At 71.3% G+C, this 14,889-nt stretch carries 15 protein-coding genes; 11 read left to right on the plus strand and 4 right to left on the minus strand.

Annotated features, from left to right (window positions below; genetic code table 11):
- The 6 genes from HMPREF2833_RS06295 (at position 1) to HMPREF2833_RS06320 (ending at position 6,362) form a co-directional block, all read left to right on the plus strand.
- The gene (locus tag HMPREF2833_RS06295) at positions 1–1,179 is read left to right on the plus strand and encodes an NAD(P)/FAD-dependent oxidoreductase (protein ID WP_070636996.1); all 1,179 of its coding nucleotides are present in this window, start codon (positions 1–3) and stop codon (positions 1,177–1,179) included.
- On the plus strand, positions 1,176–1,448 hold the full coding sequence (locus tag HMPREF2833_RS06300) for a (2Fe-2S)-binding protein (protein WP_210387053.1): 273 nt from the start codon (positions 1,176–1,178) through the stop codon (positions 1,446–1,448). Before HMPREF2833_RS06295 ends, HMPREF2833_RS06300 begins: the two co-directional genes overlap by 4 nt.
- A complete protein-coding gene (locus tag HMPREF2833_RS06305; RefSeq protein ID WP_083310944.1) occupies positions 1,445–2,974 on the plus strand; it encodes an FAD-dependent oxidoreductase in 1,530 nt (509 codons plus the stop codon). Before HMPREF2833_RS06300 ends, HMPREF2833_RS06305 begins: the two co-directional genes overlap by 4 nt.
- Positions 2,971–4,416 (plus strand): aldehyde dehydrogenase (NADP(+)), encoded by a 1,446-nt coding sequence (locus HMPREF2833_RS06310; RefSeq protein ID WP_070636998.1) that lies wholly within the window; start codon positions 2,971–2,973, stop codon positions 4,414–4,416. The genes HMPREF2833_RS06305 and HMPREF2833_RS06310 overlap by 4 nt, the downstream gene beginning before the upstream one ends.
- A 168-nt stretch (positions 4,417–4,584) precedes the next feature.
- Positions 4,585–5,757 carry a glycoside hydrolase family 76 protein gene (locus HMPREF2833_RS06315; RefSeq protein WP_070636999.1) on the plus strand — a complete coding sequence of 391 codons (1,173 nt, stop codon included), beginning with the start codon at positions 4,585–4,587 and terminating at the stop codon, positions 5,755–5,757.
- Between the two features lie 62 nt (positions 5,758–5,819).
- Positions 5,820–6,362, plus strand: a complete 543-nt coding sequence (locus HMPREF2833_RS06320; protein WP_070637000.1) for an NUDIX hydrolase family protein — start codon at positions 5,820–5,822, stop codon at positions 6,360–6,362.
- A gap of 31 nt (positions 6,363–6,393) precedes the next feature.
- On the opposite strand, the gene HMPREF2833_RS06325 is transcribed toward HMPREF2833_RS06320, so the two are convergent.
- Both HMPREF2833_RS06325 and HMPREF2833_RS06330 read right to left on the minus strand, forming a co-directional pair.
- The gene (locus HMPREF2833_RS06325; protein WP_070637001.1) at positions 6,394–6,786 is read right to left on the minus strand and encodes a PIN domain-containing protein; all 393 of its coding nucleotides are present in this window, start codon (positions 6,784–6,786) and stop codon (positions 6,394–6,396) included.
- The gene (locus HMPREF2833_RS06330) at positions 6,783–7,013 is read right to left on the minus strand and encodes a tautomerase family protein (protein ID WP_019309911.1); all 231 of its coding nucleotides are present in this window, start codon (positions 7,011–7,013) and stop codon (positions 6,783–6,785) included. Before HMPREF2833_RS06330 ends, HMPREF2833_RS06325 begins: the two co-directional genes overlap by 4 nt.
- Before the next feature lie 137 nt (positions 7,014–7,150).
- Between HMPREF2833_RS06330 and tgt the strand changes: the two genes are divergently transcribed.
- Complete coding sequence (gene tgt / locus HMPREF2833_RS06335) at positions 7,151–8,437, plus strand: tRNA guanosine(34) transglycosylase Tgt (protein WP_070637002.1); 1,287 nt, start codon at positions 7,151–7,153, stop codon at positions 8,435–8,437.
- Between the two features lie 367 nt (positions 8,438–8,804).
- On the plus strand, positions 8,805–9,662 hold the full coding sequence (locus HMPREF2833_RS06340; protein ID WP_070637003.1) for an MBL fold metallo-hydrolase: 858 nt from the start codon (positions 8,805–8,807) through the stop codon (positions 9,660–9,662).
- A 43-nt stretch (positions 9,663–9,705) separates the two neighbouring features.
- On the opposite strand, the gene HMPREF2833_RS06345 is transcribed toward HMPREF2833_RS06340, so the two are convergent.
- On the minus strand, positions 9,706–10,467 hold the full coding sequence (locus HMPREF2833_RS06345; RefSeq protein ID WP_070637004.1) for a queuosine precursor transporter: 762 nt from the start codon (positions 10,465–10,467) through the stop codon (positions 9,706–9,708).
- A gap of 122 nt (positions 10,468–10,589) precedes the next feature.
- Here HMPREF2833_RS06345 and HMPREF2833_RS06350 point away from each other — a divergent pair, with 122 nt between their 5' ends.
- The 3 genes from HMPREF2833_RS06350 (at position 10,590) to HMPREF2833_RS06360 (ending at position 13,793) form a co-directional block, all read left to right on the plus strand.
- Positions 10,590–11,417 (plus strand): hydroxymethylpyrimidine/phosphomethylpyrimidine kinase, encoded by an 828-nt coding sequence (locus HMPREF2833_RS06350; protein ID WP_070637566.1) that lies wholly within the window; start codon positions 10,590–10,592, stop codon positions 11,415–11,417.
- Between the two features lie 151 nt (positions 11,418–11,568).
- Positions 11,569–12,234, plus strand: coding sequence for a TetR/AcrR family transcriptional regulator (locus HMPREF2833_RS06355; RefSeq protein WP_039101642.1), 666 nt, complete (start codon positions 11,569–11,571; stop codon positions 12,232–12,234).
- A 248-nt stretch (positions 12,235–12,482) separates the two neighbouring features.
- Positions 12,483–13,793 (plus strand): endonuclease/exonuclease/phosphatase family protein, encoded by a 1,311-nt coding sequence (locus HMPREF2833_RS06360; protein WP_039101641.1) that lies wholly within the window; start codon positions 12,483–12,485, stop codon positions 13,791–13,793.
- 156 nt (positions 13,794–13,949) lie between these two features.
- Here the strand turns inward: HMPREF2833_RS06360 and HMPREF2833_RS06365 are convergent, their stop codons facing one another.
- Positions 13,950–14,864 carry a glycosyltransferase family 25 protein gene (locus HMPREF2833_RS06365; protein WP_082019305.1) on the minus strand — a complete coding sequence of 305 codons (915 nt, stop codon included), beginning with the start codon at positions 14,862–14,864 and terminating at the stop codon, positions 13,950–13,952.
- Positions 14,865–14,889: the final 25 nt, after the last annotated feature.

Consider the following 14,889-nt stretch of genomic DNA (forward strand, 5'->3'; position numbering starts at 1 on the left):
ATGAGCACCACGAGTGACGTTCTGGTGATCGGAGCAGGCGCCGTGGGGTCCGCGATCGCCTACTTCGCGTCCCTCCGGGGCCTGTCCGTGACGGTCCTGGACCGGGGCGCACCGGGCAGCGGCACGACGTCCCGCTGCGAGGGGAACATCCTCGTCTCGGACAAGGAGCTCGGTCCAGAGCTGGAGCTGATGCGGTACTCGCTGTCCGTTTGGCACGGCGATCTCGCGGAGCACGGCCACCTCTGGGAGTTCGAGCCCAAGGGCGGGGTCATCGTGGCGTCCCAGGAGAGCAGCATGGCCTCTCTCGCGCGGTTGATGAGTGCACAGTCCTCCTACGGCGTGGCTGTGGAGCAGCTGGACCCGACCCGTCTGCGGGAGCTGGAACCGCACGTGACCCAGACCGCGCGCGGCGCGGCGTTCTATCCCGAGGACTGCCAGGTGCAGCCCATGCTCCTGGCCTCCCACCTCCTGCGGCTCGCGCAGGAGAGCGGCGCCGAGTTCGTGTCCGGGGCGGAGGTCACCGCCATGCTGCGCAACGGGGACCGGGTGACCGGGGTGCGCACGCCCGCGGGCGACTTCCACAGCCGCGCCGTGGTGAACGCCGCGGGGACCTGGGCCGCCCGGATGGCGGAGCTGGCACACGTGAACGTCCCCGTGAACCCGCGACGGGGCTACGTCCTGGTCACCGAACCCCTCCCACCCATGGTGCGCCACAAGGTCTACGCGGCCGAGTACGTGGACAACGTGGGCAGCTCGGACGAGGGGCTGCAGGCCTCGCCCGTGGTGGAGGGCACCCCCGCGGGCAGCATTCTCATCGGATCGAGCCGGGAGCGGGTCGGTTTCGACCAGTCCTTGAACGTGGAGGCCCTACGCCTGATCGCCGCCAACGCGGTGGCCCTCTTCCCGTTCCTCGAGCGCACCAGGATCATCCGCCACTACCACGGCTTCCGCCCGTACTGCCCCGACCACCTGCCCGTGCTCGGCCCGGATCCCCGCGCCCCGGGGCTGTGGCACGCCTGCGGTCACGAGGGAGCCGGGATCGGGCTCTCCGCCGCCACGGGCAAGCTCCTGGCACAGGCGCTGGCGGGTGAACAGACCGACATGGACCTGGCCCCCTTCGCCCCCGAGCGCTTCGACCGCCAGAACACCGGACCAACGCACGAGGAGAGTGCCGCATGAGAGCCGAAACGACCACCACGCCACCCGTGACGATCACCTTCAACGGTCGCCCTCTGGACGTCGCCGCGGGGCAGACGATCGGCGCCGCGCTGATGTCCCACGGCATCGTGTCGTGGCGCGCCACACGCGGTGCGGGAAGACCGCGCGGGCTGTTCTGCGGGATCGGTGTGTGCTTCGACTGTCTCGTGACCGTGGACGGCGAGTCCGGGCAGCGAGCCTGTCTGGCAACGGTGCAGGACGGCATGACGATCGAGGGGGACTCCGCATGACGCATTCGAAGATGAGCACCGGCGAGGAGGTCCTGCGCACAGACGTGGTGGTCGTCGGTTCGGGACCTGCGGGGCTCTCGGCCGCAGCCGCGGCCAGCGAGGCGGGCCGGCGCGTCGTCGTGGTGGACCTGGCTCCTCAGACCGGTGGGCAGTACTGGCGTCACGCCGCCGAGGCGGAGGGAGAGGACCCCCGTCCGCGCGGTCACCACGACTGGTGCGTTTACCTTGGTCTACGGGCACGGTGTGAGCGCGCCGAACGGACAGGGCGGCTGACACGCCTGCAGGGAACCCAGGTGTGGTCCGCCGAACCGCATCCCGGCGGTGAGCACGTCCTGCGGCTGTCCCCCACCCCGGAGCTGCTGCACGGCAGCCACGCTCCGACAGGCACCCCGGACGCGGTGCTCGCTCCGGCCGTGATCCTGTGCACGGGCGCGTACGACCGTCAGCTTCCCGTCCCGGGCTGGGAACTGCCCGGGGTCATGGCGGCGGGCGGCGTGCAGGCGTTCATCAAGGTCAACGGCCGCTCGCCAGGACGGCGGGCGGTGGTGGCCGGAACCGGCCCCTTCCTGCTCTCCGTGGCGGCGGGCATCCTCGACGCGGGCGGGGAGGTCGCCGCAGTGTACGAGTCCTCGTCGCTGACGGGATGGGCCCCGCACCTCGGCGCGGCCGCCTCCGTCCCGTCCAAGGGCCGTGAAGGACTGGAGTACGCGGCCGCCCTACTGCGCCACCGTGTGCCGTACCGCACCCGCACGGTCGTCACCCGCGTTTTGGGCGAGGACCGTGTGAGCGGCGTGCGGATTGCCTCCGTGGACTCCTGCGGCCGCGTGCGACCGGGCACCGAACGGGTGGTCGAGGACGTCGACGTCGTCGGACTGGGCTGGGGATTCACCCCGCAGCTCGAGCTCCCCGTCGCCCTCGGTGTGGCCACCCGCGTGGACGTGGACGGGTCCCTGGTGGGGGCCACGGATCAGTACCAGCGTTCGAGCGTTCCGGGTGTGTTCCTCGCCGGTGAGGTCACCGGGGTCGGCGGGGCAGCCCTTGCGGGGGCGGAGGGGGCCATCGCCGGCGCCGTGGCCGCGGGGGCAACCGCTCCGAACCGCGCGCTGCGGACACGGCGAGCGCATCGACGCTTTGCGGCGAGCATGCACGCGGCCCACCCCGTGCCCTCGCAGTGGGCGCAGTGGCTGACCCACGAGACGCTCGTGTGCCGCTGCGAGGAGGTGGCCAGTGGAACTCTCGCACGAGCCACCACGACCCTCGGAGCAGAGGACTCCAGGAGCGCCAAGGGCACGACCCGCGTAGGCATGGGCTGGTGCCAGGGCCGCGTGTGCGGGTTCGCCAGCACCTGTCTGACCGCGGGGGGCAGCGAGAGCCAGATCCACCGGTCCCTGCTCGCCAGCGCCAAACGCCCCATGGCCGCGCCCGTGGCACTCGGACGGCTCGCCGCCCTGGATGATAGCCGCGACCCCCTGCCCCTTCCCGAAACACCTGCTTTCACCCACCCGATCCCGGAGGAGACACCGTGACCACTTCCACCCATCAGCTGGACGAGATCCTCGCGCAGGCGACCGCGGCCGCCGCGCCGTGGGCCGCTCTGCGCCCAGCACAGCGGGCCGACGTGCTGGAGCACGCGGCCTACGCCCTGGACGCCGCAGCGGACCAGCTCATCCCGATCGCGGAGAGGGAGACGCACCTGACCCGAGGACGGCTGGAGGGGGAGCTCAAGCGCACCACCTTCCAGCTGCGGCTGTTCGGGGAGGTCCTCCGGGACGGCGGCTACCTGGACGCCCGGATCGACCACGCGGATCCCGAGTGGCCCATGGGTGCGCCCCGCCCCGACCTGCGGCGTGTGGCCCGCCCGATCGGTCCCGTGCTGGTGTTCGCCGCCAGCAACTTCCCCTTCGCGTTCTCCGTGGCGGGCGGGGACACCGCGTCCGCCCTGGCCGCAGGCAACCCGGTGGTGCTGAAGGTGCACTCGGGTCACCCGGAACTGTCGGAGCGCACGGCCGATGTGCTCCGCGGAGCACTGGAGACTGCTGGTGCACCGCGGGGCGTGTTTGCCCTGATCCGGGGAACTGAGGCCGGGGCCGCCGCGCTGAAGGACCCGCGGATCCGGGCCGGCGCCTTCACCGGCTCGATCCCCGGCGGTCGGGCGCTGTTCGACATCGCCGCCTCCCGACCGGAGCCGATCCCGTTCTACGGTGAGCTCGGCAGTAACAACCCCGTCTTCGTCACTCCCGGGGCGGCTGCAGCACGCGGAGAGAGCATCGCCGAGGAGTTCATCGGCTCCTTCACCATGGGCGCCGGGCAGTTCTGCACGAAACCCGGCACCATCGTGGTGCCGGCCGGGTCGGAGATGGTGGAGACGCTCCGCACCGCAGCTCTCCCGGATGCCGCACCCCTGCTCAACGACCGCATCCAGTCCGGGTTCACGCAGACGCTGCAGGAGCTCTCGGAGCACTCCCGTGTGAGCGTGCTCGCGCAGGGACCCGCCCCGCTGGCGGACCCGCCCTCCCCCACGCTGCTGCTCACCACGGCCGCGGACCTGCTGGCAGCGCCCCACGAGCTGGAGACCGAGTGCTTCGGGCCCGCTGCGCTGGTGGTGGAGTACGACCACGCCGAGCAGCTCGTCCCGCTCGCCCGAACCTTCGAGGGCCAGCTCACGGCCACGGTCCAGGGCGAGCAGGACTGCGACGTCACCGATCTGGTGGAGGTGCTCGCCGGCACCGCCGGGCGCGTGCTGTGGAACGAGTGGCCCACGGGGGTCTCCGTGACGTACGCCCAGCAGCACGGTGGGCCCTATCCCGCGACCACTGCGCCCGGCACCACCTCGGTGGGCACCGCGGCCATCGAGCGGTTTCTCCGGCCCGTGGCCTACCAGGGCTTCCCCGACCACCTGCTCCCGGAGTCCTTGCGTGAGTCCAACCCTCTGGGCCTGCCCCGCCTGGTGGACGGACGGAGGCAGTAGTCCCACGAGCGGTTCCTGGGCACCGGACCCGGCACACGGCGGCGTCGTCCCCTCCACGGGGACGGCGACGCCGTCGGTCGAGTAGCCGCGGATCTGTCGCGGCGCGCCCCTCCCACTCGGCCCGTTAGGCTTCTGCCACACCCCGCCACGTCCCGCAGGAGCCCCGCCATGTCCGAGTCCCCCGCCCACCGCGCCGCCACGGCCGCCCGTTCCGTGGACCGGCTGTTCGGCAGCCGCGCGTTCCGCGTGCCGGGCACGTACCTGGGCGCCGTCGCGTTCCCGCACCCGCGCCGCGGCCCGTGGCACTACTGGTGGCAGGCGCACCTCATGGAGGCGTTCGTGGACGCCGCCGCCCGCGAGCGCGCGGCCGGCCAGCACGACGACGCCGCCCGCTCCCGCTCCCGCGCGCACCAGCTGCTGCGGGGCATCGCCGTGCACAGCGGCGGCCGGGTGACCAACAACGTGTTCTTCGACGACATGGCGTGGCTGTCCCTCGCCCTGGGCCGGCTGCGCCACGAGGACGTCGCGGCCACGGGCCGCACCACGCGCACGGTGCAGGACGACGGCGTGGCGCTGGCCAAGCGGCTCGAGTCCGGGTGCGACGGGAACCTGGGCGGTGGCGCGTGGTGGAACATGACCCGCGACTACAAGAACACCGCGTCCACGGCCCCGGTGGCCCTCACGTTCCTGCGGATGCACCGGGTGGACGAGGCCCGCGCGCTGCTCACGTGGCTCTTCGACACCCTCTTCGACGCCGAGCGGGGCGTGTTCCTGGACGGCATCCGCATGGTCGCCGCGGGCTCCGGATCGGAGATCACGGCGGTGGATCGGCACGTGTACACCTACAACAGCGGCCCTGTGCTGGGTGCCGCGATCGAGCTGGCCCGCGTGACGGACGACGCCGCCGAGCGCGAGCTCTGGCTCTCCCGCGCCTCCCAGCTCGTGCAGGGGGCGGCGCAGCAGTTCACGGTCCCCGGCCCGCACGGCGCACCCGTGCTCACGGGCCAGGGTGGTGGGGATGCCGGGCTGTTCACGGGGATCCTGGCGCGCTACCTGGGCGAGGCGGCGTCGTCGTCCGAGCTGGATGCCGAGGCACGCCGCACGGCGAAGGCGCTGGTCTGCGACACCGCGGACGCCCTGTGGGACGGGCGCCGCGAGTTCGACCCGGACGAGGACTTCTCGAATCCTGGCGCGAGCGGCGGCGAGACCGTGGCCGTGTTCTCCCCCGAGCCCGCGCAGCACGCCAACCAGGCCCAGCGCACGGGTGCCCCCGTGGAGCTGAGCACCCAGGTGCAGGCGTGGACGGTGCTGGAGGCTGCCGCGCGTTCGGCTGACCGCTGAACCGGGCCCGCCACGCGGGAGGACTCTGGCCCGCGGGGGTGTGCCGGGGGTAGAAACGAGGCATGAGCTCAGTACGCACCCCGGACCCGAACCCTGGTTGGCTCAGCGAGGACGACCTCAACCGAGCCCGCGCCACGCTGCCCATCGTGTACGTCCAGGCCATTCCCGTGCGCCTGGACCCCCTGGGCTGCCTCTCTGAGATCGGGCTGCTGCTGACTGCCAACGACGAGGGCCGGATGGTCCGCACGTTCGTCTCCGGGCGCGTGATGTACCGGGAGACCGTGCGCGCCGCGCTGCTGCGCCACCTGGAGAAGGACCTGGGCCCGCTGGCTATGCCGCAGATGCCCTCCACCACCGTGCCGTTCGCGGTGTCCGAGTTCTTCCCGTCCCCGTCCGAGACCGGGCTGACCGACGACCGCCAGCACGCCGTGGCCCTGAGCTACATCGTCCCCGTGCGCGGCGAGTGCGAACCCCGCCAGGACGCGCTGCAGCTGTCATGGATGACCCCGGACGAGGCACTGTCCCTGGACGTCCAGGAGGAGTTCGAGGGCGGGCGCGAGGACCTCATCCGCCAGGCGATCGCCCACGCCGGCTGGGGCCGCTGAGCGTCTCCGCCGTCCTGGAGGGACGGCGATGTCATGCCAGGGCCGTGACCTGCTCCGGGTACCTGACGCTCAATGCCCGGTCGAAAGTGGCGAGTCTCGCCCCCGCGTGGCTGGCCAGCATGACGAGGTACTCGTCCGTGACCTGACGGTGGCCGGTGAGCGTTCCGAGCGGCACGCCCAGGTAGGACGGCGAATCCGCCAGGAAGTCGATTCTCTGGTGGTCGTGGAGCGCGACCAGAACCTGCTCCACGGCCTCACCCCGCTCCCCCAGACGCAGAAGCATGCGTACGAGCGCGCCCTCAACCACCGAGCACAGCAGCAACCGCTCCTGGTCCTGGAACCACGTACGCGCCTGGTGGTGGTGTTCGTGCTCCGTCACGACCAGCGCGATGACCACGTTGGCGTCGAGAAGATGTGGTCTCACTCCTCGTCCAGCAGCTCACGGACATCTGCGTCCGTGAGAGTCCGGGCCAGCGAGAGGGAGGGAAGCCCCGTCACGGGATCCACCGAGACCGTCACTGGCTCGTTCCTCTCCGCGAGACCTCTCACCACGAGGTCCGCCAGCACGGCGGACAACGACTGCCCCTGCTGGTCCGCGAGGTCCCGGGCCCTCCGGTGGACGGCCGGAGGAAGGTCTACGGTAGTGCGCATGAATTGCATCATAGATGATGCAGCGCTAATGCGGCAGCGGAGGCCAGGGCGGAACGGCCCAGTTGCCGGGCGTCACCCGGAGGCTCCGCCGGGAACCTCCGGAACAGTTCAACCGCCGGACCCGGCACAATGGTCGGGTGCCCATCTCAGATCCCACACCCCCGTTCAGCTTCGAGCTCCACACCCGGCTGCGTGACAGCCCCTCCCTTCCCGAGGAGCGGGTGGGCGAGAACGGCGGACAGTTCCAGGCCCGCACGGGCACCATCACCACGCCGCACGGGCAGATCCAGACGCCCGCGTTCATCCCCGTGGCCACCCAGGCCGCCATGAAGGCCGTGCTGCCGGAGTCGATGGCGGCGGAGGGTGCCCAGGCCATGCTGGCCAACGCGTACCACCTTTTCCTCGAGCCCGGGGACGACGTCCTGGACGAGGCCGGTGGGCTGGGCACGTTCATGAACTGGCCCGGGCCCACGTTCACGGACTCCGGCGGGTTCCAGGTGATGTCCCTGGGGTCGGGGCTGGGCAAGGTGATCGACATGTCCACCGTGGCCAACCCCCTGGGGGACTCCCAGATGGCGCCCGGCCAGAAGCGCATGGCGCGCGTGGACGACGACGGCGTGTGGTTCCGTTCCTACCTCAACGGGGACTTGCACCGGTTCACCCCGGAGGTCTCCATGCGGGTGCAGCACAACATCGGCGCGGACATCATGTTCGCGTTCGACGAGCTCACCACCCTCCACAACACCCGCGAGTACCAGGAGACCGCTCTGGAGCGCACCCGCAAGTGGGCGCTGCGCTGCGTCGCGGAGCACCGCCGGCTCACGGAGGAGCGGGCCCACAAGCCCTACCAGGCGCTGTTCGGCGTGATCCAGGGCGCCCAGTACGAGGACCTGCGGCGGAAGGCGTGCCGGGACCTGTCGGAGATGGGTTTCGACGGCTTCGGCATCGGCGGCGCGCTGGAGAAGTCGCAGCTGGGCACGATCGTGCGCTGGTGCACCGAGGAGCTGCCGGAGAACACCCCCAAGCACCTGCTGGGCATCTCCGAGCCGGACGACATCTTCACCGCGATCGACAACGGCGTGGACACCTTCGACTGCGTCTCCCCCACCCGCGTGGCCCGCTCCTCCGCGGTGTACACCCCCACCGGCCGGGTCAACCTCACGAACATCCGCTTCAAGAGGGACTTCACGCCCATCTCGGACACGTGCCCCTGCTACACGTGCACGCACTACACCCGCGCGTACCTGCGGCACCTGTTCAAGTCCAAGGAGCGCAACGCCGCCACCCTGGCGTCCATCCACAACGAGCGCTTCGTCCTGGACCTCGTGGCCGGCGCCCGCGCCGCGATCGAGGCGGACACCTACTTCGAGTACCGGGACGAGTTCCTGGGCACCTACTACGGCACCGTCCAGCCCACCGCCTGACGACGACGCCGCGGGGCCGGCTCCGGTGATCCACTCGCGGTGGCGCATCCGCCTGTACGGCGCTGAGGCGGGTGCGCCCGGACCTGGCACGACCTTCCCTCGCGTTAGACTGCCGTGAACTTCTTCAACCCGCCGGGAGTCCTCTGCACGCGGATCCACGGCCCCGGTGGGTCCACCCGGTCCTCTGCCGCAACAGGCGGGGGTTCAGGGATCCGCAGGTTCGAGGGCCCCACGTGTTGAGCGAGACCAGGCGCATCCCGGCCACGGGACCGCTCTGCCGCCCCGCGCGCACGGTGACCCGGGCCGCGCGAGCCAGCGGCAGCGGCGTCGTCGTTCTCGCGGAGACCGAGCAACGGGGCGCCCGAGCATGAGCGCGCAGCCCGACTTCACCGTCCCCGGCGTGCTGCACCGCGTGAGCGCGTGCGCCGGGATGATCCTGGCACCGAACCCCGGGCCCATGACCCTGGACGGCACCAACACCTGGATCCTCTCCGCGCCCGGCACCGGACCCGAGCACCCGGACTACGGCCAGCACCCGTCCGCTCAGGGACGGGGTGAGTGGCCGGGACCAGACGTCGTCGTCGTGGACCCGGGGCCCCTGGACGAGGACCATCTGCAGGCCGTGGCCGCCACCGGCAGGGTGGTGCTGATCCTGGTGACGCACCGCCACGGGGACCACACGGACGGCATCGACCGCCTGCACGAGATCACCGGCGCCCCCGTGCGCGCCGCCCTGCCCGAGTTCTGCCGGGACAGCGGCGAGCCCCTGCGGGACGGGGACTGCGTGCTGGCCGCGGGCGTGAGCATCCGCGTGCTGGCCACCCCGGGCCACACCTCGGACTCCGTCTCGCTCCTGCTGCACCACGACGAGCCGGAGACCATCCTCACCGGCGACACCGTCCTGGGCCGCGGCACCACCATGATCGACCACCCGGACGGCACCCTGGACGACTACCTGCACACCCTCGAACGGCTCGGCAAGCGCTCGGGTGCCATGGGCCTGCCCGCCCACGGCGCACCGCTGCCGGACCTGCAGGACGTGTGCGACGAGCTCGCGGAGCACCGCCTGGAGCGGCTGGAGCAGGTGCGCGGCGTCGTCGCCGAGCTGGGGGACTCCGCGAGCGTGGAGACCGTCACGGACGCCGTCTACGCGGACGTCCCCGCCGGGGTGCGCCGCGCGGCCGAGCACTCGATCGCCGCCCAGCTCGCCTACCTGAACCGCTGAGCGCAGCGCACGACGACGCCGCACGCGCCGTTCCCTGGGGCGCTCAGCCCTGCAGCGGGACGGGCTCCGAGTAGCTGGGCTCGCGGCGCTTGACCCACGCGATCGCGGCGTAGGTGACCGGCATGATCACCACCTCCACGAGGCACTTGTAGACGTAGCCCACGAGCACGTAGTTGAGGAACCCGGACCACGAGTTGATGCCGATGATGGGCGCGGCGATCGTGCAGAAGATGACCGTGTCCACCAGCTCGCCCACCATGGTGGAGGAGATCAGCCGCGCCCACAGGTGCTTCTCCTGGGTGCGCTGCTTGACCTTGACCATCACGTACGCGTTGAGCAGCTGGCCCACCAGGTAGCCCAGCAGGGACGCCACCACGATGAGCGGCACGGGCCCCAGCACCGCCTCGAACGCTGCCTGGTTCTCGTAGAACGGGGCCGGGGGCAGGATGATCACGATCCAGAACACCACCGAGGCGAACGCCCCGAAGAAGAACGAGGTGAGGATCGCCTTGCGGGCCGCGCGGAAGCCGTAGACCTCGGAGACCACGTCCCCCAGCACGTAGGCCAGGGGGAACAGGAAGAACCCGCCGTCCGTGATGACCGGACCGAACTGCACACCCTTGGTGGCGCCGATGTTGGAGAGCACCAGGATCACGCAGTACGCCGCGAGGATCACGTCGAAGTACGTGCGGGGGCGGCGGGCGAAGACCGGCTGCGCGGTGGCTGCCGGGGACGCGGCGCGCGCGGCGGCGTCGGCGGGTGCGGGGTGTGTGGAGCCGCGGGGCGGGGTGGCGTGGGAAGACACGGGTGTCCTTGGGGTCGTCGCGTGCGGTGAGGGGACGTCGCCTGCCACCCGACGTCGCGCACCAGTGTAGTGCGGCGTTCGAAACTCGCGGGTCCGGTGCCGCTCGGAGCACAATGTGGAACATGAGCGAAACCACACGCAACCAACCGCCCGTCGCCATGACCGTCGCGGGCTCCGAGGCCACCGGCGGCGCTGGCGCCCTGGCCGACATCAAGACCTTCACGTCCCTGGGGGTCTTCGGCTCCCTCGCGCTGACGTGCATCGTCGCGTTCGACCCCGAGAACGAGTGGGGCCACCGCGTGACCCCCGTGGACCAGCAGACCCTGGCGAACCAGCTGCAGACCATCACCGCGGCCTACGACCTGGACGCCGTGAAGATCGGGATGCTCGGGCACCCGGACACCATCCGCACCGTGGCCACGGCCATGAAGGAGCTCGAGCCCCGCCATCTGGTGCTGGATCCCGTGCTGATCTGCAAGGGCCAGGAGCCGGGTGCCGCGCTGGACACGGACCAGGCGCTGAAGGCGGAGGTGCTGCCGCTGGCCACGTTCGTGACCCCCAACCACTTCGAGTCCCTGTCCCTGTCCGGGATGGAGTCCATCGACTCGGTGGAGGACCTCAAGGAGGCCGCCAAGCGCATCCACGACTCCTCCGGTGCGGCCGTGCTCGCCAAGGGTGGCGTGCGACTGGCCGGGGCGGAGGCCGTGGACGTGTTCTACGACGGCTCCACGCTCGAGGTCCTCACCGAGCCCAAGGTGGGCGAGGTGCCCGTGTCCGGCGCGGGCTGCTCGCTCGCGGCGGCCGTCACGGCGGAGCTCGCCAAGGGGGCCACCCCGCTCGACGCCGCCCGCACCGCCAAGAGCTTCGTCACCGCTGGCATCCGGCACCGCCTGGGATCGCACCTGCCGTTCGACTCCCTGTGGCAGGGCGGATACGCCGCTGAGGCATAGCCGGACAGCGCCACCGAGGTTCCTGGGAGCCTTCGGGGAATGCCCTGTTCTGCGGGGCATTCCCCGATCCCATGGGGTGGAATGGACATCGAACCCGCACGAGTGGTCAGCGAGACCCGATTTTGCTGACAGAACAAGGTAAGGTGTCGTCATGCCTCGCATCACAGCTCCCAGCAACGCCGCTCAGCGCGAGCGGACCCAGCGCGCCATCCTCGACGCGTTCGGCGAGCTGCTGTACAGCAACGGGCTCACGGACCTGACGATGACCCGCGTGGCCAAGACCGCCGGTGTGGGCCGCACCGCGGTCTACAACTACTTCGCAGACATGGGTGAGCTGCTCGTGGCCTACGCCCTGGACAAGACCGAGCGCTTCGTCGCGGACCTCAACCGGGATCTCTCGGCCACCGAGAACCCCGTGGACCAGCTGGGCGTCTACATCCAGCACCAGATCGAGGACCTCAGCCGCCGCCACCTGCCCCCCGGCCAGGCCATGCGCACCGTGCTCTCCCCCGAGGACTTCGCCAAGCTCGGCGAGCACGTGCAGAAGCTGCAGGGCGTGCTCGCGGGAATCCTGCGGCGCGCCATGGACGAGGGCTACCTGCCCGAGGGGGACACCCACGAGCTGTCCCAGCTGGTGCACGGCTCCCTGACCTCCACCGCGGACCGCACCACCTCCGTGGAGAGCTCTCGAGCCCAGCAGGAGCGCACGATGGCCACGGTCCGCTTCATCCAGCGCGGCCTGGGCGCCCAGTTCGACGCCCAGATGCACCCCGTGCGGCTGCCCCAGCAGCCCCCGCGGCTGAGCGCGGTGTCCTGATCCCTGGCCCCCACGAGAGGCCCCCGCACCACACCGGTGCGGGGGCCTCTCCCGTTGGCGCTCCTCCCGGGACTCGTTCTGGCGCCCGGTGAACCGCCCCGCCGCCACTTTTCGACGCAGGTGCTTGCGCCTCGTGGCGGGCCCGGCACCTCACGCTCGACACGCACCGAAACTTCACACTGCGGTCATGACCTGGACCGATGCAGCTCCTACTCTCGTGCGCACCAGTTCCGACACGGGGAGCAGTCATGAAGAACTCACTCACCGCCCTGGCAGCCACCTGCCTCGTTCTCCCCCTCGCGTGCGCCACCCCCGCGCTCGCCTCCCCCGCCGTGCCGGCGTCCGCCACGGCGGCGACCTCCGGGGCGGCGACCTCCGGGGCCGCGGCGGCGACAGCGGCGGCGTCGTCCGCGAACGGCCAGCAGGGGCAGAAGGCCCAGCAGGGGAACTCGCCGCTGCGCGTGGCCACGTACAACGCGTCCCTGAACCGCGGCGCGGAGGGGCAGCTGCTCCGTGATCTCAGCACGCCGGACAACGAGCAGGCCCAGAACATCGCGGAGGTCATCCAGATCAACGCGCCGGACGTGGTGCTGGTCAACGAGTTCGACTACGTGTCGGGCGGAAGGGCCGCCGAGGCGTTCCGTGACAACTACCTGTCCGTGAGCCAGAACGGCAAGGCGCCCCAGGACTACCCGTACTACTACACGGCCCCCGTGAACACGGGTGTGCCCTCCGGAATGGACCTGGACCAGAACGGCTCCGTGGGCGGGCCCGGTGACGCGTGGGGCTTCGGCCAGTTCCCCGGCCAGTACGGCATGGTCGTCTACTCCAAGTACCCGATCGACCGGGAGCAGGTGCGCACGTTCCAGAACTTCCGCTGGCAGGACATGCCCGGCAACGAGATGCCCACGTCCTACTACACTCCGGAGCATCAGAGGAAGCTGCGGCTGTCCTCCAAGTCCCACTGGGACGTCCCCGTGCGGGTGGGGCACCAGACCGTCCACGTGCTCGCGGCCCACCCCACCCCGCCGAGCTTCGACGGCCCCGAGGACCGCAACGGCCGCCGCAACAACGACGAGATTCGCTTCTGGTCCGACTACGTGGGCTCCCCGTCCCGGTCGCGCTACATCTACGACGACGCCGGGGCGCGCGGCGGCCTCACACCCGGCGAGCGCTTCGTGGTCCTGGGCGACTACAACTCGGACCCGAACGACGGCGACTCCTACCCCGGTGCGATCGACCAGCTCCTGGACAGCTCCCGGGTCCGCGATCCGCGCCCCACCTCAGCCGGAGCTGTGCAGGCGGCCGCTCTGCAGGGTGGCGCCAACCGCACCCACGTCTCCGATCCCGCGTACGACACCGGGGACTTCTCCGACACCCCCGCCCCGGGCAACCTGCGGACGGACTACGTGCTGCCCTCCAAGAACCTCCAGGCGTGCCGGAGCGGGGTGTTCTGGCCGAAGCTCGGCGAACCCGGTTCGGAGCTCACGAGCGACCCCGCAGCGACCACCGACCACCACCTCGTGTGGGTAGACGTGAAGGTCCCCGGCAAGCACTGACCTGTTCCGGCTGGTGGCCGGGCTGCCGGGGCGGGGGCTTCCCGCAATCCGGCCACCTAGACCACCGGCCCCGTGCTCATTGCTCCCGCCCGGTGACCGTACCGGCCTGCGGGAGAACCGCGCATCGGCCACCCCGCGGAACGACGACGCCGCAGGTCACTCCCGCGGCGATCTGCGGCTCGTCCCCCGCTGCGCTTTCACGCTGGCGCGCCGTGTCCGCCGGAACGCGAGATCGTCCACCGTGGCCCTCAGCGCCAGACGTGCGCCGCGGATCCGTGAGCGCGCGGCCACCCGCAGTGCCAGCCGGTCCCGGAGGGTGAGGGGCGGAGCAGCGGCCAGCTCGGCGGCTTCCCGTTCCAGGTCCTCCGGGGCGAGGATGGTGGAGCCGCCGGACCAGGTGACCAGGCTGGGACGAGTGAGAGCGACGTCCCACCCGCACAGCTCCTGGAACGCGGGCCAGGCATCGGCCACATGCTCCAGCTTCTCGCCCGGCAGGGACCTTACGTAGTCGTCGAAGGCCCTCGCGGCCCGGCGCGTGATCGCGTACAGCCCCGCGCAGTCCCCGTGGCCCGCATACCGGCCGACGCGGTAGAGCCGCCGTTTCCCGCGCAGCACCCGTGAGAGCCAGGACACCTGGGACATGGCCGTGATCCGACGCCGCACCACGGTGCGCCGGTGCCGGGTCCACCCATCACCGAGCACCACGACGTCGTGCCCCAGGGGGGACTGGAGAAGGGTGCGCCCCACACGCGCGAAGTCCTCGGTGAACCTGGCATCGTCCTCCGCAACGAGCAGGACATCCGAGTCCGCACCAGCCTCGGCGGCGAAGTCCCGGATCACCCGGGCGTGGCTGATGGCGCAGCCGATCTCCGCTGGAACCGGGGCGCGCCCGTAGTGCTCGGCGAACCGCGCCGCGTCGAAGTACGGGGTCCAGTCCTGGGTGGCGCCGTGGAACGCCTCCGCCACCTCGAACACGCCGGCCAGCGGCTGCGCGAAGAAGCCCCGCCTGCGGCCGCTGCCGGGCAGGCTGACCACCGCCGCGCGGGCCACGGGAAGAGCTGAATCCACCATGCGCGAAGAATACCCGTGCGTCAGG

This window comes from Kocuria sp. HMSC066H03, assembly GCF_001812045.1.
Classification (GTDB): Bacteria; Actinomycetota; Actinomycetes; order Actinomycetales; family Micrococcaceae; genus Kocuria; species Kocuria rhizophila.

Coding starts and splice junctions, on each gene's coding strand:
- HMPREF2833_RS06295 (WP_070636996.1), top strand. CDS start 1: ATGAGCACCACGAGTGACGTTCTGGTGATCGGAGCAGGCGCCGTGGGG.
- HMPREF2833_RS06365 (WP_082019305.1), bottom strand. CDS start 14,864: ATGGTGGATTCAGCTCTTCCCGTGGCCCGCGCGGCGGTGGTCAGCCTG.
- HMPREF2833_RS06355 (WP_039101642.1), top strand. CDS start 11,569: ATGCCTCGCATCACAGCTCCCAGCAACGCCGCTCAGCGCGAGCGGACC.
- HMPREF2833_RS06320 (WP_070637000.1), top strand. CDS start 5,820: ATGAGCTCAGTACGCACCCCGGACCCGAACCCTGGTTGGCTCAGCGAG.
- HMPREF2833_RS06330 (WP_019309911.1), bottom strand. CDS start 7,013: ATGCGCACTACCGTAGACCTTCCTCCGGCCGTCCACCGGAGGGCCCGG.
- HMPREF2833_RS06315 (WP_070636999.1), top strand. CDS start 4,585: ATGTCCGAGTCCCCCGCCCACCGCGCCGCCACGGCCGCCCGTTCCGTG.
- HMPREF2833_RS06300 (WP_210387053.1), top strand. CDS start 1,176: ATGAGAGCCGAAACGACCACCACGCCACCCGTGACGATCACCTTCAAC.
- HMPREF2833_RS06350 (WP_070637566.1), top strand. CDS start 10,590: ATGAGCGAAACCACACGCAACCAACCGCCCGTCGCCATGACCGTCGCG.
- HMPREF2833_RS06305 (WP_083310944.1), top strand. CDS start 1,445: ATGACGCATTCGAAGATGAGCACCGGCGAGGAGGTCCTGCGCACAGAC.
- HMPREF2833_RS06340 (WP_070637003.1), top strand. CDS start 8,805: ATGAGCGCGCAGCCCGACTTCACCGTCCCCGGCGTGCTGCACCGCGTG.
- HMPREF2833_RS06360 (WP_039101641.1), top strand. CDS start 12,483: ATGAAGAACTCACTCACCGCCCTGGCAGCCACCTGCCTCGTTCTCCCC.